This is a genomic window from Falsiroseomonas sp. HC035 (genome assembly GCF_050563525.1).
Taxonomy (GTDB): Bacteria; Pseudomonadota; Alphaproteobacteria; order Acetobacterales; family Acetobacteraceae; genus Falsiroseomonas.
In genome coordinates this window covers 69,568-90,243 of record NZ_JBNXUN010000013.1, presented here as the reverse complement: position 1 = coordinate 90,243, position 20,676 = coordinate 69,568, and the positions used below count along the sequence as shown (strand labels likewise).

Sequence of the window (20,676 nt, the reverse complement as noted above, 5' to 3'; positions counted from 1 at the left end):
TACGGCGCGATGAAGCTGGTCATGGCCATCATCAAGCCTTTCAAGCTGGACGAGGTGCGCGATGCGCTCACTCCGCTCGGCGTACAGGGGCTGACGGTTACCGAGGTGAAGGGTTTCGGGCGGCAGAAGGGCCAGACCGAAATCTATCGCGGAGCCGAGTACCACGTGAGCTTCCTGCCGAAGCTCAAGATCGAAGTCGCCGTCGCCGCCGGGATGGTGGACGCGGTGGTAGAGGCGATCGCCGGCGCGGCGCGCACCGGGAAGATCGGCGATGGCAAGATCTTCGTCATGGATGTGGAACGCGCCCTGCGGATCCGCACCGGCGAGACCGATGACCAGGCGCTGTAGGGCCATGCAGGACAACCATATCTTGAGGACGGGGATCGGGGGAATGACGAGGATTGCGCGCGCCGCTGCCATGGCGCTGCCGGCGCTGGTCGTATCAGGCGCGGCATTCGCGCAGGATGCGACCATCGACACCGGCGATACCGCCTGGATGCTGACCAGCACGGCCATCGTGCTGCTGATGACCGTGCCGGGCCTGGCGTTGTTCTATGCGGGCATGGTCCGCAAGAAGAACGTGCTGGCCACCATGATGCAGTCCTTCGCGGTCGCCGGCCTGGTCGGCGTGCTGTGGATGGTGGCGGGCTACAGCCTGGCCTTCGGCGAGGGCAACGCCTACATCGGCGACCTGTCCCGCGTGCTGCTGTCCGGTATGGGCGAGACCTGGGACAAGCCCTTCGTGCTGGGCTCCGGCGATGCGGCGGTGGCGACGACGATTCCGGAAAGCGTCTTCATCACCTTCCAGATGACGTTCGCCATCATCACCGCGGCGCTGATCACCGGCGCGGTGGCGGACCGCATGAAATTCTCCGCCCTGATGGTCTTCGTCGCGCTGTGGACCCTGCTGGTCTACTCGCCCGTCGCGCATTGGGTGTGGCACCCGAATGGCTGGATCTTCGCGCTCGGCGCGCTGGATTTCGCCGGCGGCACGGTGGTGCACATCAATGCCGGCGTCGCTGGCCTGGTGGGCGCGGTGGTGCTGGGCAAGCGGGTCGGGTACGGCAACGACAACATGTCCCCCTACAACCTGGCCTTCGCCGTCATCGGCGCCAGCATGCTGTGGGTGGGCTGGTTCGGCTTCAACGCCGGCTCGGCCGTCGGCGCCAATGCGCGCGCGGGCATGGCGATGCTGGTGACGCAGGTGGCCGCGGCGGGCGCGGTGATGGCATGGCTGGTGGCGGAATGGGCGATCAAGGGCAAGCCCTCGGTGCTCGGCGCGATCTCCGGCGCGATTGCCGGGCTGGTCGCCATCACTCCGGCGGCGGGCTTCGTGCTGCCCGGCTCCGCGCTGGTTATCGGCGTGGTGGCGGGCCTCGCGGGCTTCTGGGGCGCCACGGCGCTGAAGCATTGGTGCGGCTACGATGACAGCCTGGATGCCTTCGGCGTGCACGGCGTCTGCGGCATCGCCGGCGCGCTGCTGGTCGGCATCTTCGCCTACGGGCCGTTGTCCGGCACGGCGGCGGCGCCGGAGGGCATCAGCGGCTCCATGGCGCAGTTCATGATCCAGTTCTATGCGGTGGCCGCGGTGTTCATCTTCACGGCGGTGGCGACCTTCATCCTGCTGAAGGTGGTCGATGCCATCGTCGGCCTGCGGGTGACCGAGGAGGAGGAGCGCGAGGGCCTCGACGTGACGCTGCACGGCGAACGCCTCGGCTGATCCGGCCGAACGGACGGGACAGGGCGTCGGGCGCAACCCCGGCGCCCTTTTCGTTTGCACGATGCTGCCCGAAGGGGCATGAGCGCGCGCATGGCCCATCCGCCCAGAATTCCCGAAGACGCGCTGGAGGAACGCTTCGTGCGCTCGTCCGGCCCCGGCGGCCAGAACGTCAACAAGGTGGAGACGGCGGTGGAGCTGCGGCTCGACCTGCGGCGGCTCGACCTTGGGGAATACGCCGCACGCCGGCTGGCGACGCTGGCCGGGCGGCGGATCACGCAGGAGGGCGTGCTGGTGATCCAGGCGCAGCGCTTCCGCACCCAGGACCGCAACCGCGCCGATGCGCGGGAGCGGCTGGAGGACTTGCTGGCCAAGGCGCATGAGCCGCCGCCGCCGACCCGCCGCGCCACCAAGCCCAGTTACGGCGCGCAGCTGCGGCGGCTGGAGGGCAAGTCCCGACGCGGCGACGTGAAGAAGCTGCGTGGCGGGAAGCCCGTCGCCGACTAGGATTTGGCGGTGCCTGGCGCCGCCATCTTCGCATGCTGGTGCGCCAGCACGGAAGCCGGGGTCACCTGCGCCACCGCCGCCTGCATGCGGTTCTTCCAGCCCGCCACCACATCGCCGTCGCCACGCAGCATCGCCTCGAACCCCACCTTCGCGACGAAGGCCGGGTCGTCCTTGCTGCCGGCACCGACCTTGGTGTTGTCGTTGCCGGCACGCTCGAAGAATTCCGTGTCGGTCGGGCCCGGCATCAGGCAGGTGACGGTCACGCCGGTTTCCTCCAGCTCCGTCCGCAACGCCCAGGCGAAGTTGTCGATGAAGGCCTTGGAGCCGTTGTAGACCGCCTGGTAGGCGCCCGGCAGGAAGCCGGCGATGGAGCCGGTGATGAGGATGCGCCCCTCCCGCCGGTCCCGCATGCCGCGGCCGACCTGGTGCAGCAGGTCCAGCGTGCCGGTCACGTTGGTGTCGACGACGTGGCGGATGTCGGCGAAGTCCTGGTCCAGGAAGGCCTGGCCAAGCCCATGCCCGGCATTGGCCAGCAGCGCCTGCACAGGGCGGCCGCGCGTCGCCTGCACCAGCTTTGCCACGCCCTCCCGCGTCGCGAGGTCGGCCTGGACGGTCTCGACCTCCGCACCCAGCGCACGGCAGGCGATGGCGGCGTCCTCCAGCGGCGTGTCGGCGGCCAGCAGCAGGTCGTGGCCGTGCTGGGCGCACAGCTTTGCCAGTTCCAGGCCGATGCCGGTGGAGGCGCCGGTGACGAGGGCGAGGGGGCGGTTGGCCATGAGGGGTCTGCTCCGATGCTGCCACAATAACCGCCGCACAGCCTCGGCGTTCGTTCCGCCACGCATCGGATAAGACCGTTCAATTCGAGAGGCTTCCGGTGTAGAGTTCCCGGCACGCTTCAGGACCCGACCTTCCATGGCCCGAACTGCTAGCCCTCCGGCCACAGGCGGCCGGCTTGCCGCCGCCAGCCGCCGCTTCGCCTCGCCCGCCGTCCGCGCCACCATGCGGCGCCGGTTGGCGGAGCTTCTGGGCCTGGTCATGGTGCTGTTCGCGCTGGTCCTGGGTCTGGCCCTGGCCAGCTACGACCCGAGCGACCCCTCCTTCTCCACCGCCACCTCCCAGCTGACCCGCAACCTGGCGGGGCCGATGGGCGCGCATGCGGCGGACGTGCTGCTGCAGGGCTTCGGCTACGCCGCCTTCCTGCCGGTGGCCTGCCTGATGACCTGGGCCTGGCGGCTGGCCTCCCACAAGGGCCTGGCGCCCTTCGTACTGCGGCTGGCCTGCCTGCTGGCGACGCTGCCGCTGCTCGCCGCCACCATGATCCTGCTGCCGCTGCCGGCCGATGCGCCGGCCGCCGCCGGGCCGGGTGGCGCGGCCGGGCCGGTGGTGGCGGAGGCCGCGCTGGGCCTGCTGCGGGACCTGCTGGGGCCGGTCGGCGGCGGCATCGGCCACCTGGCGATCGCGGCGCTGACCGTGCTGTGCGGCTTCGTGGCCCTCGGCCTGAGCCTCGGGGAGTGGCGGCGCGCCGGCGCCGCGGCGGGGTCCGTCGCGGGCACCGCCGCCACCGGCGCCGCGCGTGTCACCGCGGCCGGCGCCCGGCAGGTGGGCGAACGCGTGCCGCCCGGTGTCATCGCCCGCGCCGTCACCTGGCCCTTTGCGGCGCTCGGCCGCGCGGTGGGTGGCGCGGTAAGGCGGCGGCGGGAGCGCGAGACGCCGCTGTCCGAGTTGCTGCGCAATGCCGATGCCCTGGCCGAGGAAGCGCCACCGCCGAACGCCCCCCGCCGGCGCGAGCCCTCGCTCGGGGACGCCGTGGCGCGGGAAATGCCTGCGGAACCGGCCGCGCCTGCCGCCCGCCCGAAGCCCGCCGCGCCCCGCGTGGCGGACCGGGCCGCGGCGCCGAAGCCCGTTGCCAATGCTCGCCAGGGCAGCCTGCCGCTGCCCGACGGCACTTGGCGCTTTCCGCCGCTGTCCTTGCTGACCGCGCCCCCCGTGCGCCGCGCCACCGGCCCGTCCGAGGAGGCGTTGCAGGGCAATGCGCGGATGCTGGAGACGGTGCTGGAGGATTACGGCGTGCGCGGCCGCATCGCCGAGATCCGCCCCGGCCCGGTGGTGACGCTGTACGAGCTGGAACCTGCCCCCGGCACCAAATCCGCCCGCGTCATCGGCCTCGCCGACGATATCGCGCGCAGCATGTCCGTCACCGCCGTGCGCATCGCGACCGTGCCCGGCCGCAACGTCATCGGCATCGAGATGCCGAATGCACGGCGGGAGACGGTGCTGCTGTCCGAACTCCTCGTCGGGGAGGATTGGCACAAGCACCCCGGCCGCCTGAACCTGGCATTGGGAAAGGATATCGGCGGCACGCCGGTGATCGCCGACCTCGCCCGCATGCCGCATCTGCTGATCGCCGGCACCACCGGCTCGGGCAAGTCGGTCGCCATCAACACCATGATCCTGAGCCTGCTCTACCGGCTGTCGCCGGATGAGTGCCGCTTCATCATGATCGATCCGAAGATGCTGGAGCTGTCGGTCTACGACCGCATACCGCATCTGCTGGCCCCGGTGGTGACGGAGCCCGCGAAGGCGATCGGCGCGCTCAAATGGACCGTGCGGGAGATGGAGAAGCGCTACCGCGCCATGTCCCAGCTCGGCGTCCGCAACATCGCCGGCTACAACGAGAAGGCGGTCGCCGCGCGTGACCGTGGCGAGGTGATGACCCGCCGCGTCCAGGTCGGCTTCGACCCGGAGACCAACAAGCCGCTGTTCGAGGACCAGCCCCTGGCGCTGGAGCCGCTGCCGATGATCGTCGTGGTCATCGACGAGATGGCCGACCTGATGATCGTCGCCGGCAAGGAGATCGAGGCCGCGGTGCAGCGCCTGGCGCAGATGGCGCGCGCCGCCGGCATCCATGTGATCATGGCGACGCAGCGGCCTTCGGTGGATGTCATCACCGGCACCATCAAGGCGAACTTCCCGACCCGCATCAGCTTCCAGGTCACCTCCAAGATCGACAGCCGCACCATCCTCGGCGAGATGGGCGCGGAGCAGTTGCTGGGCCAGGGCGACATGCTGCACATGGCCGGCGGCGGCCGCATCAGCCGCGTGCACGGGCCGTTCGTGAGCGACCAGGAGGTCGAGGAGATCGTCGCCTTCCTGCGCGAACAGGGCGAGCCCGCCTATGTCGAGGAGGTCACCGAGGTCGACGAGGAGGGCGAGGAGGGCGGCGCACTCGGGATGCTCGGCGGCAACACGGATGGCGAGGCCTCGCTGTACGACCAGGCGGTGGATCTGGTGACGCGGGAGCGCAAGGCCTCCACCAGCTTTGTCCAACGCCACCTGAATATCGGCTATAACCGCGCCGCCAAACTGATCGAGCAGATGGAAAAGAACGGTGTGGTTGGCGCCGCGAACCATGTTGGCAAGCGCGAGGTCCTGGCCCCGGGAGGACGGGACTGATCCCGCCACGGCGCTGATTGCGGGTCCACCGCCGCCGCCCTAACCTGCGGACTGCCGGCTCATCGCCGCGCAGGAGGCGCGATGTGTCTGGCGGATTAAGGCCCTGGTCCGAAGCGGAACGTCTGGCCGCGCTGCACGGCTACGACATCCTGGACCAGCCGACCGACGCCGAGTTCGACGATTTCGTGCAGATCGCGGCGCAGGTCTGCGAGGCGCCGATCGCCGTGGTGAACCTGATCGACCAGGGACGGCAGTGGTTTGCCGCCGAACGCGGTCTGGGGGTACGGGAGACGCCGCTCGACGTCTCGATCTGCGCCCATGCGATCCTGCAGCCGGGCGTCTTCGTCGTGCCGGACCTGACGCAGGATGCGCGATTCAACTGCAACCCGCTGGTCATCGGCGACCCGCGCCTCCGCTTCTACGGCGGCGCCTTGCTCGAAACGCCGCAGGGGCTGCCGCTCGGCACCATGTGCGTGCTGGACTATCAGGCGCGTCCGCAGGGGCTGACGGAGCGCCAGGCCTTCACGCTGCGGGCGCTGGCCCGCCAGGTGATGACCCAGCTGGAGTTGCGCCGCGCCGTGGCGGAGAAGGCGCTGATGATCCAGGAGGCGCACCACAGGGTGAAGAACAGCCTGCAGATGGTGCAGTCGCTGCTCACCATGCAGGCCCGCTCGGCGGCAGACCCGGAGGCCGCGCAGCAGCTTCGCGAGAGCGCCGGTCGCATCAACACCTTCGGCGCGCTGCATGAGCATCTGTACCGCTTCGGCGCGGCGGCCCGCATCGACCTGGCGGACTACCTGGGCGGACTGGTCGATGGCCAGGACGAGGCGCTGGCATCCACTTTCCAGGGGCGGGACATTGTCCTGGTGGCGGACCGGATCACCTGGCCGTCCTCGGACGCGCCGTCGCTCGGCGTCATCGTGTTCGAACTGGTCACCAACGCCCTGAAATACGGCGCCGGCCGCATCACCGTCACGCTGCGCCGGCAGGGCGAGGAGGTGGTGCTGTCGGTCGACGATGAAGGGCGCGCCCTTCCCAGGGAATTCGACCCGTCTCGCAGCCAGGGCCTTGGCATGCGGGTCATCACCAGCCTGTTGCGAGGCCGGCACGGGACGCTCAGCCTCGACCCGGACCGGCCGAACACCCGCTTCATCGTCCGGTTGCCGATGCCGGCGGATCGCTCCGTGCCGCGCCGCCCCTGAGGTGGGGCGGCAGCCGGGTTCAGATCCCGACCGGCTTGCCCGCAATGGCAACCGAAAGCGCTTCCGGCCGCAGCAGCCTCGCCGCTACCTGGCGCACCCGGCCCAACGTCAGCCCGCGCAGCCGCTCGTTGCGTCCGGCCAGCCATTCCACCGGGCGGTTGTTGCGTTGCAGCGCCAGCAGCGTGCCGGCGATGCGGCGGCTGTCGGTGAATTGCAGCGGCAGGTTGCCGGTCAGGAAGGCCACTGCATCGTCCAGTTCCGCCTGGGTCGGACCTTCCGCGGCCATGCGCGCCCATTCCGCCCGCGTCACCTCCAGCGCTTCCGCGACCTTGGCGTTGTCGGTGGCGGAGGAGCCGACGACGATGCCCTGGCCGAACAGCGTGTCGATCCCGCCGCCGATGCCGTAGGTCAGCCCGCGCTGCACCCGCACCGCCTCCATGAGGCGGGAGGAGAAGCCGCCGCCGGCCAGGATGCGGAGCACGACCTGGAAGGATTCCCATTCCGGGTCGTCGATCGGCAGCCCCGGCTGGCCGAACTGGATGGCCGATTGCGGAGCTTCCACCGGCACCACCAGCGGCGCGAACTGGCGGAAGGCGGGCAGTGGCGGGGCGGAGGGCGGCGGGCCGTCCGGCAACCCGGCGAACAGGGTGGGCAGAAGCTGGGCAAGCTGCGCCGCGGTGATGGCCCCGCTGGCGGCCACCTGCACGCCGCCGGTACGAAGCTGGCGTGCCAGCGCATCCCGGATCGCCTGCTCCGGCAGGGCGGACAGCGTCTCCACGGTGCCGGAGGTCGGGCGGCCGGCGGGATGGTCGGGGAAGGCTGCGGCCCAGAAGGCGCGGCCGACCTGGCCACGTGGCGTCTCCAGCGCCGCCCGGGCGCCGGCCACGGCACGGCCACGCACGCGGACCAGGGATTGTTCCTCCAGCCGCGGCGCGCGCATCGCCAGGTTGGCCAGCCGCACCGCTTCCGGCAGTGCCGGCAGCAGGGCGCGGAAGGAGCCCTCGAAGCCGTCCCGCTGCGCACCGAAGGACAGGCCGATGGCTTCGTCGCGCAGCGCGTCGGCGAATTCCGTCATGCCGAGGTCGCCGGCGCCTTCGGTCAGCAGCGCCGCGCCCATGGCCAGCGCGCCGGCATGCTCCGCCGCATCCAGCGCCGCGCCGCCGCCCCAGCCCCAGGCGACGGAGACGACCGGCACCGAATGATCCTCGATCAGCCAGGCGGTGAAGCCGCCGGGTGCCGAGACTTGCTGGATGTCCAGGCTGAAGGTGCCGCTCACAGCCGCACCTCCGCCGGGGCCGCGACGCCTTCGGGCAGCAGCCACCCGCTGGTCGACGGTGCCTGTCCGAGCACCGCCACCGCCGCCGCCGCCACCTGGTCCCGTGTCACCGCGCGCAGCCGGCGCGGCCAGTATTCCACGCTCTCGATCGGCAGGCCGATGGCCAGCGTATTGCCGATCATGCGCGGTGCCGCGCCGAGCCCGTCCAGCGCCAGCAGCGCGCCGGCGGACATCTGGCGGATGCTGCGGGCGACCTCGGCCTCGGTTGGCCCGCCCTCGTCCAGCAGTCGCTTCACCTCGGCCATCATCGCCTGTTCCACACGCTCCGGCGCCACCTCCCGCCGCGGCGTCGCGGAGATGTCGAAATCGCCATGGCCGGCGCTGTCGCCGTCGTAGCCAGCCCCCACACCCAGCGCGAGGCCGCCTTCCACCAGCGCCCGGTGCAGGCGCGATCCCTGGCCGCCGCCGAGCAGGTGGCGCAGCACCTCCAGCGGATCGGCATGCTGCGTCGCGCCGGCGGTCAGCGTCGGGGCCTGCCAGGCGCGGATGTAGGTCGCCTCGCCGCGCAGCCGCGGGTCGTTGCGGATGATGCGGGTCTCGGGCGGCGTGGCGGGCGGCGGGGCGCGGTCGCGGGGGACGGCGGGGCCGGCGGGCAGGGCGCTCCAGTCATCCTCGATGATGCGCCAGAAATCCTCACCGCCAACGGCACCGGCCACCACCAGCACGGCGTTGCCGGGGGCATAGCGGGCGCGGAAAAAGGCCAGCAGGTCATCGTGGGAGATCGCGCGGATCTCCTCCTCCCAGCCGATGATCGGGCGGCCGTGCCAGTGCTGGCGGCCCCACATGCCGGCCTGGAACTGCTCGAAGAACAGCGCGCGGGGGGAGGAGCCGGTGCGCTGGGCGCGTTCCTCCAGGATCACCTGGCGCTCCGATTCCATCTCCGAGGCCGGGATCAGGGCGGCGGCGAAGCGGTCGGCCTCCATCATCGCCACCAGGTCGAGGCGGCTCGCCTCCACATGCTGGAAATAGGCGGTGACGTCGCGGGAGGTATAGGCGTTGTCGTTGCCGCCTTCCCGCGCCACGCGGCGGGAGAATTCGCCGGAGGCGACGCGCGGGCTGCCCTTGAACAGCATGTGCTCCAGGTAGTGGGCGATGCCGGACAGCCCCGGCGGATCCTCCCCGCCGCCCGCCGAGACATAGGCGTAATGCGCGACCACCGGGGCCCGGCGCTGTTCCACATGCGCCACGCGCAGGCCGTTCGGCAGGGTGCGGAGCGAGGCGCCGAACAGCGGCCGTTCGGCCAGTGCCGCAGCACTCGGCGCGGTGGTGGCGCTGGCGGCATTTGCCTGGGCAAGGGCGGCGGCGGCTGCTGCCGCCTGGAGGGCGGCGCGTCGGGTCAGGGCTGTCATGCCGGCCAACATGGGCCCGCGGGGCCGGATGGCAAAGGCACCGGCCGTGGGCTTTCAAGAAACCGTGCCGGCTCAGGCGCCCCGCATGGTCGCGGCGAAACGCGCCACGTCCTGGCGCAGCGCCGCGGCCTTGCGGCCGACCTCCGCTCCGGTTCCGCGCAATGTCCCGATGCCGGAGGCGGCGGCGGCGACCTCCTCGGCCAGGCCATGGATCTCGCCGGTCGCGGCGTCGGTGCCCGCGGCGGCTTCCAGCGCGTTGCGGGCGATGTCCCGCGTCGCCTCGCCCTGCTGTTCCACGGCGGAGGCGATGGCGCCGCTGACCTCCTCCATCCGCGCCACCGCGGCGGCGATGCCGCGCACGCTGTCCACCGCCCGGTCCGTGGCGCCGCGCATGGCCCCGATCTGGGCCGAGATTTCCTCCGTCGCCTTGGCGGTCTGCGCCGCCAGGGTCTTCACCTCGCTGGCCACCACGGCAAATCCCTTGCCCGCATCCCCGGCCCGCGCCGCCTCGATCGTCGCGTTCAGCGCCAACAGGTTGGTCTGCGCCGCGATGTCGGCGATCAGCTTCACCACGTCGCCGATGCGCGATGCCGCCTCCGCCAGGCCCGCCACCGTGGCGTCCGAGGCGCGGGCGGCGCCGGCGGCCTCCCGGGCGCGGCGGGCGCTTTCCTCGACCTGGCGGGTGATCTCGGACACGGAGGCGGCCAGTTGCTCGGCCGCGGCGGCGACGGCCTGGACGTTGCCGGTCGCCTCGCCGAGCCGCGCCGCACCCTGTTCGGCCCGCTGGCTGCTGCGCTGCCCGGCCGCGCCCACCGCATCGGCATGGCGGACGAGGTCTTCCGCCGCGCCGCCCAGCGTCGCGGCGATGCCGCCGATCGCGGATTCCAGCTGGTCCGCGGTGGCGCGCCGGCCGGCGACGCGGCCGGCGTGGGCCTCGGCCTGCGCCGCCTCAGCCGCCGCCTGCCGCGTGCCGGCGGCCTGGGTCGCATCCCGCAGGGCCGCGACCGCGCGAGCGATCTCGCCCAGCTCATCGCCACGGCCGGTGCCGGGCACGGTGGTGTCCAGCCGGCCCTGGCCCATCGCCCGCAAGGCGGCGGCAAGTCCCGTCAGCGGTCGCAGCATGGGCCGCAGCAGCAGGGCCAGGATCAACGCCCCCGCAATCAGCAGGCCCAGTCCGATCATCACCGCCTGTCGCGTCGCGGCCCGGGTCTGGGCCTGGGCGGTGACGAGGTCGACGCCGACGAACAGGATGCCGACCTGGCGCCCGGCCGCGTCACGCACCGGCTCATAGACCGTGAGGTAGGGCAGGCCCAGGATGATGGCCTCGCCCCGGAAGGTCTCGCCCCGCCGCACCGCCTCCCGCGCCGCGCCGGGGCCGAGGATGGTGCCGGTGGCGCGCGTGCCGTCGGCGCGGGCGACGCTGGTGGCGATGCGGGTTTCCTGCGCGAAAATGGTCGCGACGCCGCCGCCGATATCCTTGACGCGGTCCGTCACCTCGTTGCGGCCGGACAGCGGCGTGGCGCCGATGAACAGACGGTCCGCTCCCTCCAGCCGCCAGCCCTGGCCCAGGTCGCCGACAAATGTGCGCAGCAGCACCAGGTTGCGGTCCAGCTGCTGCGCGGCGACGTCGCGTTCGCGGTCCTGCAGCAGGACCAGGTTCCAGCCGCCCAGTGCCAGCAGGCTGAACACCAGGGTCATCATGGCCAGCCCGACGATGCGAGTTCGGAGGCCGATGCGGCTGAGCCGCCTTGTCATGCGCTTCACTGTCTGCCCGCCCGTGGCCCGGAAGGAGCATGAGCCCGCAGGCTTAAGACCGGGTAAAGCGCGGCTTGAGGGGCGCCCGATCCAGCCGCGCTGCCTCAGACCGTTGGTTCCAGGAAGGACAGGCCTTCCTCCTGGCCGGCGACGAGCCCGAAGGTCACGAACATATCGGCGATCTGCGCCTTCGTCCCGGCATCTGCCTTGCCTACGCGCCTGTGCACGCCGACCATGCGGAACCTCTCGGCTTTGATGCCGCCCAGCATTGCCTCCGGACCCACCTTGGGATCGTTGCACAGGTAGGTGAGCGAAAGTGACGTGCGGCTGAGCTGGTGGAAGCGCTCGATCCCGCCGCCATGCGCGTGCAGGTAGGCCGAATACATCAGTTACTCGTACAGCGGCCGGTCATCGAGGGTCTGGCGGCTGCAGAGGAGTTGGCCGACATCCATCCCCGCTGACCTGACAAGATGTTCGTCAAGGCCGCGGCAGACTGACCGTCGGAGGCCAAAGGGCGTGTAGATGTCGAGCACGGCCTCGGGCATGTCCGCGACGGCCACCCCGAAAAAGCGCAGCGGACCCTGGAGGTGATCCCTCAGCGGCCGGTGGCGGCCGATGTTGCGCCCGGTCTCGTCGAAGAAGTAGGTCCAGTCGATGCGTCGGATCAGAATGTTCTTGGCGTCGAGGGTGATGAAGAACTCACCCTCCGTGATCTTGTAGCCAAGCAGCTTCAGGGCCTGCTGCCGCCAGTAGCCCTTGGTGTCCGGCGTCGCCGGCAGCAGGTCCTCGCCCGGCACGAGCCTGACCCGCCCGGCGAGGTGTCGGTATTCCGGCAGGATGTCCGATCGGAAATACGTCGCGAAGCGCTCTGGCATCGGGTCGTTGTTCACGACGACCAAGCTCCGGACCGAATCCGGATCCAGATACTTCGCCATCGACCGCGCCTGCAGATGCAGCAGCCTGACGTCACCCCAGTAGCCGACCGTCAGGTAGTCCAGCTTCATCCGGTGGATGCCATCACGCCGCCGCGGATCACCCGGCGCCGAGTGCCCACAGCAGCACGCCCTTCTGCGCGTGCAGCCGGTTTTCGGCCTCATCGAAGACCACGCTCTGCGGGCCGTCCATCACCGCGTCGGTGATCTCCTCTCCGCGATGCGCCGGCAGGCAGTGCATGACGATGGCGTCGGCGGCAGCGCCCTTCAGCAGCGCCTCGTTCACCTGGTAGGGCGCCAGCAGGTTGTGGCGGTTGACCTTCTGCTGGTCGGTCTCGTCCGACATGGACACCCAGGTGTCGGTCACCACGCAGCGCGCGCCGGCCACCGCCGCCTGAGGGTCATTGGTGAGTTCGATTTGCGCACCTTCCGCCCGCGCCCAGGCAATCAACTCGGCCGAGGGCGCGAGTTCGGGCGGTGTCGCCAGGCGCAGCGTGAAGCCGAAGCGGGCGGCGGCCTGGATGAAGCTCTGCGCCACATTGTTGCCGTCGCCGGTCCAGGCCACCACCTGGCCGGCGATAGGGCCGCGATGTTCCTCGAAGGTCATGATGTCGGCCATCAACTGGCAGGGATGCGAGACGTCCGTCAGCCCGTTGATCACCGGAACCGTGGCGTGCTGCGCCAGTTCGCGGATCTTCCGCACATTGTCGGTGCGCATCATGATGGCGTCGACATAGCGGGACAGCACCCGCGCCGTATCCGCCGCCGATTCGCCGCGCCCGAGCTGCATGTCCTTGGAGGACAGCACGATGGCATCGCCGCCGAGCTGACGGATGCCCACCTCGAAGCTGACGCGGGTGCGGGTGGAGGGCTTCTCGAAGATCAGCGCCACGGATTTGCCGGCCAGCGGCTTGTCCGTGACCTGCCCGCGCTTGGCGGCGACGCCGAGGTCCAGCATGCGCCGCAGCACGGTCGCATCGAGGTCCATGAGTTCGAGGAAGTGCCGCGGGGAGGGGGTGCCCCCTCCCGCCACCGTCTTCAGTGCCGCACTCATTTCGCGGCAGCCTGCGCCTTGCTTGGGGTCATGCGCAGGCAGGTGCGATCGAGCAGGCGCAGCGCTTCCGCCACCTCGGCCTCTCCAATGATGAGCGGCGGCGCCAGGCGCAGCACGTTCATGCCGGCAGCGACGGTCAGCAGGCCTTCCGCCACGGCGGCGGCCTGCATCTCGCCGTTGTTGACCTCCGGCCGCAGCTTGATTCCGAGCAGCAGCCCGGCGCCCTGCACGCCCTCGACAACCTGCGGGTGCTTCGCGGCCAAATCCAGCAGGCCATGCCACAGAAGCCGCGCCACCTGGTCCACCTGGTCCAGGAAGCCCGGCGCGAGGATCACGTCCAGCACGGCGTTGCCGGCGGCGCAGGCCAGCGGGCCGCCGCCATACGTCGTGCCATGCGTGCCCGGCTTCAGGTGCTTCGCCACCTTCTCCTTCGCCAGCACGGCGCCGAGCGGGAAGCCGCCACCGATGCCCTTGGCGGCGGACATCACATCCGGCTCGATCCCCGCCCATTGATGCGCCCAGAGCTTGCCGGAGCGCCCCATGCCGGTCTGCACCTCATCGAGCGCCAGCAGCAGGCCGTATTCGTCGCAGACGGCGCGGAGTTCGCGCAGGAAGCGGAGGTCCGCCGGACGCACGCCGCCCTCGCCCTGCACCGGCTCGATCATGATGCCGGCGGTCTGCGGGCCGATGGCGTCGCGGACCGCGTTCATGTTTCCGAAGGGCACGTGGTCGAAGCCTTGCACCGGCGGCCCGAAGCCGGCGAGGTATTTCGCGTTGCCGGTGGCGGACAGCATGCCGAGGGTGCGGCCGTGGAAGGCGCCCTCGAAGCAGATCATGTGGAAGCGTTCCGGATGGCCGTTTTCCGCGTGATACTTGCGCACGGCCTTGACCATGCCCTCGTTCGCCTCGGCGCCAGAATTGCAGAAGAAGACGCTGTCCGCGAAGCTGTTGGCGACATGGCGCGCGGCCAGTTCCTCCGCCTGCGGCACGCGGTACAGGTTGGAGACGTGCATGACGCGCGCCGCCTGTTCCGCGATCGCCTTGGTCAAATGCGGGTGGCCGTGGCCGATGGAGGAGGTGGCGATGCCGGCGCCGAAATCGAGGAATCGTCGCCCATCCGTCGTCCACAGCCAAGCGCCTTCGCCCCGCTCGAAAGCGAGGTCGGCACGGTTGTAGGTCGGCATCAGGGCGGGGATCACGCGATCCATCCTCCTTCGCTCCGCACGGCCTGGCGCCTTTCGCCGAAGCGGGCACGGAAGCCGGGGAAATTGCCTGAGTTTCTGCCGCCGGTCAAAGATGACTGGACGAAGAAAAGGCCGGCCGGCGCTTGCGCGCCGGCCGGCCCTCATCGCGTCCCGTGTCGCTTCAGCGCCGAGGGGCGCTGTTCGACGGGTAGGCGCCGGAGGTGTTGGATCCGGTCGCGCGGTCATAGGCGCGCTCCGCCGCCGTGCCGGGCGGATTGGCGCGGGTGCCATCCGACTGGCGCGGGAAGGCACCGGAAGTGTTGGTGCCGGCCGCTCGGTCCAGGGCGCGCTCGGCCGCGGTGCCGGTCGGGTTGTTGCCCGTGCCGTCCGGGCTGGTCGGCGGGCTGCCGGTGGCCCGGTCGTAGGCCCGCTGCGTGGCGGTGGAGGGCGGGTTGCCCGCCACGCCATCCCGCCGGCCCTCGGCACAGGCCACCAGCGGCACCAGGGCTGCCAGCACGAAAAGGGACGTCTTCATCACGGCTCGTTCTCCGATGGTGCGCGACGGCTGCCGGCTGGAATGCTTGGCCGCTTGTGTCGCGCGGTGGGCAAAGTGGGGAGACCATGACCGTGCACGTGCGGGGTCGGTCATGGTCTGGGTTCGACGTCAGCCGCGGCGGTTGGCGGTGTCGTACTCGAAGGCCGGCAGGCTCTGCAGGCTGTCCTTGGTGGCACCCGGCAGCATCCAGCGGTTGCGCTCGGCATCGTGCGTCAAGCGGTCGTAGGGGATCGCCACCAGCTTGGCGCCGATGCCGAGGAAGCCGCCAACCGAGACAACCGCGACCATCTGACCACCCGAGGACTGGAAGATCAGGTCATCGACTTCGCCGATGCTGTTGTTCTCGTCGTTGTAGATGTTCGAGCCGATGATCCGGCTCGCACGGCGGCCGCCACGGATGCTGGCGCTGTCCACCGACATGGTCGAGGAGGTGGCGCCGGTGGCCGTGCTGCCGGTGGCGGTTCCGGTCGGCGACGTGCCCGTGGTCGTGCCCGTGGTCGCACCAGTGCGGCCCTGGGTCGTGGCGCCATCCGTGGCGCGGTCGACCGCGCGGCCGGCCGCGGTGCCGGGCGGGTTGTTGCCGGTGCCGTCCGGGGAGGTGCGGTTGCCCGTCACGCTGTCCACCGCCCGCTGCGTCGCGGTGGAGGGCGGGTTGCCCGGGGTGCCGTCCGCCGGGTTGGCAGTGCCAGGAGCCTGGGCCGTCATGCCGCCGCGGGCGTCGTTCGGGGTCGCGGCGGTCTGGCCGAAGGCGACCATCGGCGCGCCGACCAGGGCGATCGCGGTCGTCATGGACAGGAAGGTCTTGCTGCTCAGCATGGCGTATCTCCTTTTGCGTCCGGGGTCGCTTGCGCGGTTCCGGCAGTGGTCGGAGAACGCGCCACCTCGCCCGAAAGTTTCGCAGGCGCGGTCGTTTCCGAACCGCCAAGGTGCGCGGCGCTGTGCGCGGCGGGTCGCCAGGGTGGGGGCGCCATGCGAGGATGGGCGGAATGACACCGCGTTCCCGGCCCGGCACCAGGCCCGCATCCAGGTCGGCAGACGAGCCGCGCCCGCCCGGCCCGCCCCCCAGCGCCGCCCGGCTGCAGGAGGCGGCGGTTGCACACCTCGCGCGCTACGCCACCACGGAGGCCGGGCTGCGACGGGTGCTGGGGCGTCGCGTGGATCGCTGGGCGCGCGCGGCGGAGGCCTTTGGGATGACGGACCTCGCGCCGCTGGTTGCCGCGGCGAAACAGGCGGCCGCGGAGGTCGCCCGCGCCATGGCCGCCGCCGGCACGGTGGATGACGCGGCCTTCGCCGAAAGCCGTGCCCGCCGGCTGCTGCGCGGCGGCCGGTCCCGCCGTGCGGCGCTGGCCCACCTGGCACAGAAGGGCGTGGGGGCTGAGGTCGCGGCGGCGGCGCTGCCGGAGGGGGAGGAGGCTGAGCTGGACGCGGCCCTGGCGCTGTGCCGCCGCCGCCGCGTCGGTCCCTTCGCCGCCGGGGAGTCGCCGCCCGAGTTGCGGCTGAAGGCGCTGGCGGCGTTGGCCCGCGCCGGCTTCGGCCGTGGCATTGCAGAACGGGCGCTGGAGATGGACCCGGAGGAAGCCGAGACCCGCCTGCTCGCCTTCCGGCGCAGCTGATGGCCGAGCCCGTCCGCGCTGCCGCCCCTGGGGTTCATCGTGTCGTCTTCACCCGCGTGGGCATACGGCTGGGCATCCGGCGCAGCATCGCGCTGGGGTTCGGGATGCTGCCGTTCGGCATCGTCATCGGCGTGCTGTCGGCGGCGAAGGGGCTGTCCTTCCTCGAGACCATGCTGATGACCATGCTGGTCTTCGCGGGATCCGCGCAGCTGGTGGCGCTGGAGCTGTGGACCGACCCGGCGCCGATCCTGGCGGCCACCATCGCGACGCTGGTGGTGAACATCCGCATGGCGCCGATGGGCGCCGCGCTGGCGCCGTGGCTCGATAGGCTGCGCGGCTGGCGGCTGTGGGGCACGCTGGCGACGCTGGTGGACCATTCCTTCGCCATGGCCATCGCCGAGCAGCGCGCCGGCGGGCGCGATGCCGGCTACCTGCTGGGGCTCGGCATCGGCATCTGGCTGGCCTGGGTGGCGACGGTGGCGCTGGGGTATCTGGGCGGCGGGATGCTGCGGGTGCCGCCGGGGCATCCGCTGTTCTTCGCCGCCATCGCCGCCTTCCTGTCCATCCTGGTGCCGCTGTGGCGCGGGCCGCGGGTGGACCTGCTGCCCTGGATCGTGGCCGGGTTGGTGGCGCTGGCCGCCCACCGGGCCGCGCTGCCGATGCCGCTGCCGCTGCTGCTGGGCACCTTCGCCGGCGCCGGCCTCGGCGCCTGGATCGAGACACGGGGGAGGGGCGTGTCATCGAGGTAAGGCTGGATGTGCTGCTGGCGATCCTCGGGATGGCGCTTGTCACCTACGCCAGCCGGGCCGGCGGCTATGCGGTCCTGCGCGTGGTGCGACCGCCGGCCTTCGTGCAGGCGCTGCTGCGGCACCTGCCGGGTTGCCTGTTCGTCGCCTATGTGACGCCGCCGCTGCTGGCGGGGTCCTGGCCGGCCTGGATCGGCGCGGCGGTGGTGGTGGCGGTGCAGATGGCGACGCGCAACATCGCCTACGCCATCCTGGCGGGCGTGGCGGCGGTGTGGGCTGCGCAGTTGGGGGTCGGGGGCGGTCCTTGACCGGGCTGGGCCTGCATCCGCATATAAGCGGCATGTTCCGCGGGAATTCCGGCCTTCGAATTATCCGCCCGGCCCTTTAGGGGCCGGGTCTTCGCCGCGCGCCGCACCCCGATCCAGGCCTGCTTGGGCCACATGAGACCGCACCCATGAACGACGCCCCCCCCGAGACGGCCCCGGCCCGCGACTATCGCGGCACGGTCTTCCTGCCGAAGACCGACTTCCCGATGCGTGGCGACCTGCCGAAGCGCGAGCCCGCCTGGCTCAAGCGCTGGGAGGACACCAGCCTTTGGCAGCGCCTGCGTGCCGCTTCCAAGGGGCGCCCGCCCTTCGTGCTGCATGACGGCCCGCCCTACGCCAACGGCCCGCTGCATATCGGCACGGCGCTGAACAAGATCCTGAAGGACGTCATCAACCGCGCCGCCCAGATGGCCGGCCATGATGCCGACTACGTGCCGGGCTGGGACTGCCATGGCCTGCCGATCGAGTGGAAGATCGAGGAACAGTACCGCTCCAAGGGCCTCGACAAGGACAGCGTGCCGATCCTGGATTTCCGGGCGGAATGCCGCGCCTACGCGACGCATTGGCTGGACGTGCAGCGCACCGAGTTCAAGCGCCTCGGCGTGCTGGGCGATTGGGACGGCCGCTATGCCACGATGGATTTCCCCTCCGAGGCGGTGATCGCCGGCGAGATCGGCAAGTTCCTGATGAACGGGTCGCTGTATCGCGGCCTGCGCCCGGTGATGTGGAGCCCGGTGGAGAAGACCGCGCTGGCAGAGGCGGAGATCGAATACCACGACCACGTCTCGCCAACGCTGTGGGCGCGGTTCCGGCTGAACCAGGCGGGCGCGGCGGATCTGCGCGGCGCGAGCGTGGTGATCTGGACCACGACCCCCTGGACCATCCCGGGCAACCGCGCCGTCGCCTACGGCCCGGAGATCGACTACGCGCTGGTGCATGTGGAGGGCGTAGCCGAGGGCAGCGCCCTGGTGCCCGGCGAATTCCTGCTCGTCGCCCTGCCGCTGCTGCCGCAGTTCGAAAAGGATGCCGGGCTCGGCGCACATTCGGTGAAGCGGCTGCTGAAGGGCGAGGAATTGGCGGGCGCCATCGCCGCGCATCCGCTGGCCGGATGGGACGGTGCCGCTGGTGGCTATGATTTCGGCGTGCCACTGCTGCCGGGCGATTTCGTCACGACCGAGGCCGGTACCGGCTTCGTCCACATCGCACCCGGCCATGGCGAGGACGACTTCAACCTCGGCCGCGCACATGGGCTGCCGGTGCCGGAGACGGTGGGCGATGATGGCACCTTCACCCTCCACGCGCCTGGCTTCACCGGGCAGCATGTCTTCAAGGCACATGACGCCGTCTACGCCGCCTGCATCGCGCAGGGCACGCTTGTGGCGAAGTCCAGGCTGACCCACAGCTACCCGCATAGCTGGCGCTCCAAGAAGCCGGTGATCTTCCGCGCCACGCCGCAGTGGTTCATCGCCATGGACGATGCGAACGCCATCCGCGCCAAGTCGATGCAGGCGATTGCCGACACGCATTTCGTGCCGGACATCGGCCGCAACCGCATCGGCGGCATGGTCGCCGTGCGGCCGGACTGGTGCATCAGCCGGCAGCGCGCCTGGGGCGTGCCGATCCCGGTCTTCGTGGAGAAGGCGACAGGCGAGCCGTTGCGCGACCCGGCGGTGATGGACCGCATCACCGAGGCCTTCCGCACCGAGGGGGCCGACGCCTGGTACCAGCCCGGTGCCGCCGCGCGCTTCCTGGGCGAAGGGCGTGACCCCGCCGCCTATGAGCAGGTGATGGACATCGTCGATGTCTGGTTCGAATCCGGCTCCACCCACGCCTTCGTCCTGACGCAGGAGCGCGGCCTGCGCTTCCCCGCCGACCTGTACCTGGAAGGCTCCGACCAGCATCGCGGCTGGTTCCATTCCTCGCTGCTGGAATCGGTGGGCTCGCGCGGCGTCGCGCCGTTCAAGGCGATCCTGACGCATGGCTTCGTGCTCGATGAGCAGGGCCGGAAGATGTCGAAGTCGCTCGGCAACGTCGTGGCGCCGCAGGATGTGGTGAAGGACCATGGCGCCGATCTGCTGCGGCTCTGGGTGATGAACACCGACGTCACCGAGGACCAGCGCATCGGCAAGGAAATCCTCAAGCAGCAGTCGGAGCTGTACCGCCGCATCCGCAACACGCTGCGCTGGCTGCTCGGCAATCTGGACGGCTTCACGAACGCGGAGATCGTGCCGCATGCGGAGCTGCCGGAGCTGGAGCGCTGGGTGCTGCACCGGCTGGCGGAGCTGGATGCGCGGCTGCGCCAGGCGGTGCGCGACCACGACTGGACCGGCGTGTACCCGGACATCCACGCCTTCTGCGCGACGGACCTCTCGGCCTTCTACTTCGACGTCCGCAAGGATTCCCTGTACTGCGACGCGAAGGACAGCCTGCGCCGCCGGAGCGCGCGGACGGTGATCGACCAGCTGCACCGCTGCCTGACCGCCTGGCTGGCGCCGGTGCTGGTGGCGACGGCGGAGGAAAGCTGGCTGACGCGCTTCCCGGACGACACGGACAGCATCCACCTGCGCGACTGGCCCACGGTGCCAGTGGAATGGCGAGACGAGGCGCTGGCGGCGAAGTGGACCACAATCCGCGCCTTCCGCCGCACGGTGACGGGCGGCATCGAGGATCTGCGCCGGGCCGGGACAATCGGCGCGTCGCTCCAGGCCCAGGTCGACCTCACCTTCGGCGAGGGCGATCCGGCCGATGTGCTGACCGCGGCGCAGTGGGAGGAAATCCTGATCGTGTCGCAGGCGACCGTGTCGCAGGGCGCGCAGACCGCAGCCGTGCCCACCGTCGCAGCCGGCGAAAAATGCGACCGCTGCTGGCGCGTGCTGCCGGAGGTCGGGCAGTCGCACGCCCATCCCACCCTCTGCCGCCGCTGCGAAGCGGTGGTCGGCTGAAGCC

The 20,676-nt window shown here is 71.0% G+C and carries 19 protein-coding genes; 9 read left to right on the top strand and 10 right to left on the bottom strand.

Annotated features, from left to right (window positions below; genetic code table 11):
- Window positions 1-9: 9 nt before the first annotated feature.
- The 3 genes from ACLF3G_RS22430 (at window position 10) to arfB (ending at window position 2,224) form a co-directional block, all read left to right on the top strand.
- Window positions 10-348, top strand: coding sequence for a P-II family nitrogen regulator (locus ACLF3G_RS22430; RefSeq protein WP_430671643.1), 339 nt, complete (start codon window positions 10-12; stop codon window positions 346-348).
- Window positions 349-391: 43 nt separating this feature from the next.
- Complete coding sequence (locus tag ACLF3G_RS22425) at window positions 392-1,720, top strand: ammonium transporter (RefSeq protein WP_430671642.1); 1,329 nt, start codon at window positions 392-394, stop codon at window positions 1,718-1,720.
- 78 nt (window positions 1,721-1,798) lie between these two features.
- The gene (arfB, locus tag ACLF3G_RS22420) at window positions 1,799-2,224 is read left to right on the top strand and encodes an alternative ribosome rescue aminoacyl-tRNA hydrolase ArfB (RefSeq protein ID WP_430671641.1); all 426 of its coding nucleotides are present in this window, start codon (window positions 1,799-1,801) and stop codon (window positions 2,222-2,224) included.
- Here the strand turns inward: arfB and ACLF3G_RS22415 are convergent.
- Window positions 2,221-3,000 (bottom strand): SDR family NAD(P)-dependent oxidoreductase, encoded by a 780-nt coding sequence (locus ACLF3G_RS22415; RefSeq protein WP_430671640.1) that lies wholly within the window; start codon window positions 2,998-3,000, stop codon window positions 2,221-2,223. The two genes, arfB and ACLF3G_RS22415, sit on opposite strands and share 4 nt — an antisense overlap.
- Window positions 3,001-3,136: 136 nt before the next feature.
- Between ACLF3G_RS22415 and ACLF3G_RS22410 the strand changes: the two genes are divergently transcribed.
- Both ACLF3G_RS22410 and ACLF3G_RS22405 read left to right on the top strand, forming a co-directional pair.
- Window positions 3,137-5,677 carry a DNA translocase FtsK gene (locus ACLF3G_RS22410; protein ID WP_430671639.1) on the top strand — a complete coding sequence of 847 codons (2,541 nt, stop codon included), beginning with the start codon at window positions 3,137-3,139 and terminating at the stop codon, window positions 5,675-5,677.
- A gap of 83 nt (window positions 5,678-5,760) precedes the next feature.
- Window positions 5,761-6,879, top strand: coding sequence for a sensor histidine kinase (locus ACLF3G_RS22405; protein ID WP_430671638.1), 1,119 nt, complete (start codon window positions 5,761-5,763; stop codon window positions 6,877-6,879).
- 19 nt (window positions 6,880-6,898) lie between these two features.
- On the opposite strand, the gene ACLF3G_RS22400 is transcribed toward ACLF3G_RS22405, so the two are convergent.
- The 9 genes from ACLF3G_RS22400 to ACLF3G_RS22360 all read right to left on the bottom strand — a co-directional run bounded on the left by ACLF3G_RS22400 (window position 6,899) and on the right by ACLF3G_RS22360 (window position 15,861).
- On the bottom strand, window positions 6,899-8,155 hold the full coding sequence (locus tag ACLF3G_RS22400) for a M16 family metallopeptidase (protein WP_430671637.1): 1,257 nt from the start codon (window positions 8,153-8,155) through the stop codon (window positions 6,899-6,901).
- Window positions 8,152-9,564, bottom strand: a complete 1,413-nt coding sequence (locus tag ACLF3G_RS22395; RefSeq protein WP_430671636.1) for a M16 family metallopeptidase — start codon at window positions 9,562-9,564, stop codon at window positions 8,152-8,154. The genes ACLF3G_RS22400 and ACLF3G_RS22395 overlap by 4 nt, the downstream gene beginning before the upstream one ends.
- 72 nt (window positions 9,565-9,636) lie before the next feature.
- A complete protein-coding gene (locus ACLF3G_RS22390; protein ID WP_430671635.1) occupies window positions 9,637-11,319 on the bottom strand; it encodes a methyl-accepting chemotaxis protein in 1,683 nt (560 codons plus the stop codon).
- 104 nt (window positions 11,320-11,423) lie between these two features.
- A complete protein-coding gene (locus ACLF3G_RS22385; RefSeq protein WP_430671634.1) occupies window positions 11,424-11,705 on the bottom strand; it encodes a hypothetical protein in 282 nt (93 codons plus the stop codon).
- Between the two features lie 3 nt (window positions 11,706-11,708).
- On the bottom strand, window positions 11,709-12,323 hold the full coding sequence (locus ACLF3G_RS22380; RefSeq protein ID WP_430671633.1) for a hypothetical protein: 615 nt from the start codon (window positions 12,321-12,323) through the stop codon (window positions 11,709-11,711).
- 28 nt (window positions 12,324-12,351) lie between these two features.
- Window positions 12,352-13,305: an ornithine carbamoyltransferase gene (gene argF / locus ACLF3G_RS22375; protein ID WP_430671632.1), complete on the bottom strand. Its 954-nt coding sequence runs from the start codon at window positions 13,303-13,305 to the stop codon at window positions 12,352-12,354.
- Window positions 13,302-14,504: an aspartate aminotransferase family protein gene (locus ACLF3G_RS22370; RefSeq protein WP_430671631.1), complete on the bottom strand. Its 1,203-nt coding sequence runs from the start codon at window positions 14,502-14,504 to the stop codon at window positions 13,302-13,304. The genes argF and ACLF3G_RS22370 overlap by 4 nt, the downstream gene beginning before the upstream one ends.
- A 166-nt stretch (window positions 14,505-14,670) precedes the next feature.
- Window positions 14,671-15,024: a hypothetical protein gene (locus ACLF3G_RS22365; protein WP_430671630.1), complete on the bottom strand. Its 354-nt coding sequence runs from the start codon at window positions 15,022-15,024 to the stop codon at window positions 14,671-14,673.
- A 129-nt stretch (window positions 15,025-15,153) separates the two neighbouring features.
- Complete coding sequence (locus ACLF3G_RS22360; protein ID WP_430671629.1) at window positions 15,154-15,861, bottom strand: PRC-barrel domain-containing protein; 708 nt, start codon at window positions 15,859-15,861, stop codon at window positions 15,154-15,156.
- Between the two features lie 170 nt (window positions 15,862-16,031).
- Here ACLF3G_RS22360 and ACLF3G_RS22355 point away from each other — a divergent pair, with 170 nt between their 5' ends.
- From ACLF3G_RS22355 to ileS, 4 genes are all read left to right on the top strand, one after another.
- Window positions 16,032-16,658, top strand: coding sequence for a RecX family transcriptional regulator (locus tag ACLF3G_RS22355; protein ID WP_430671628.1), 627 nt, complete (start codon window positions 16,032-16,034; stop codon window positions 16,656-16,658).
- Window positions 16,658-17,407: an AzlC family ABC transporter permease gene (locus tag ACLF3G_RS22350; protein ID WP_430671627.1), complete on the top strand. Its 750-nt coding sequence runs from the start codon at window positions 16,658-16,660 to the stop codon at window positions 17,405-17,407. The genes ACLF3G_RS22355 and ACLF3G_RS22350 overlap by 1 nt, the downstream gene beginning before the upstream one ends.
- Window positions 17,408-17,415: 8 nt before the next feature.
- Window positions 17,416-17,712, top strand: coding sequence for an AzlD family protein (locus ACLF3G_RS22345; RefSeq protein ID WP_430671626.1), 297 nt, complete (start codon window positions 17,416-17,418; stop codon window positions 17,710-17,712).
- Between the two features lie 146 nt (window positions 17,713-17,858).
- Window positions 17,859-20,672: an isoleucine--tRNA ligase gene (gene ileS, locus ACLF3G_RS22340; protein ID WP_430671625.1), complete on the top strand. Its 2,814-nt coding sequence runs from the start codon at window positions 17,859-17,861 to the stop codon at window positions 20,670-20,672.
- Window positions 20,673-20,676: the final 4 nt, after the last annotated feature.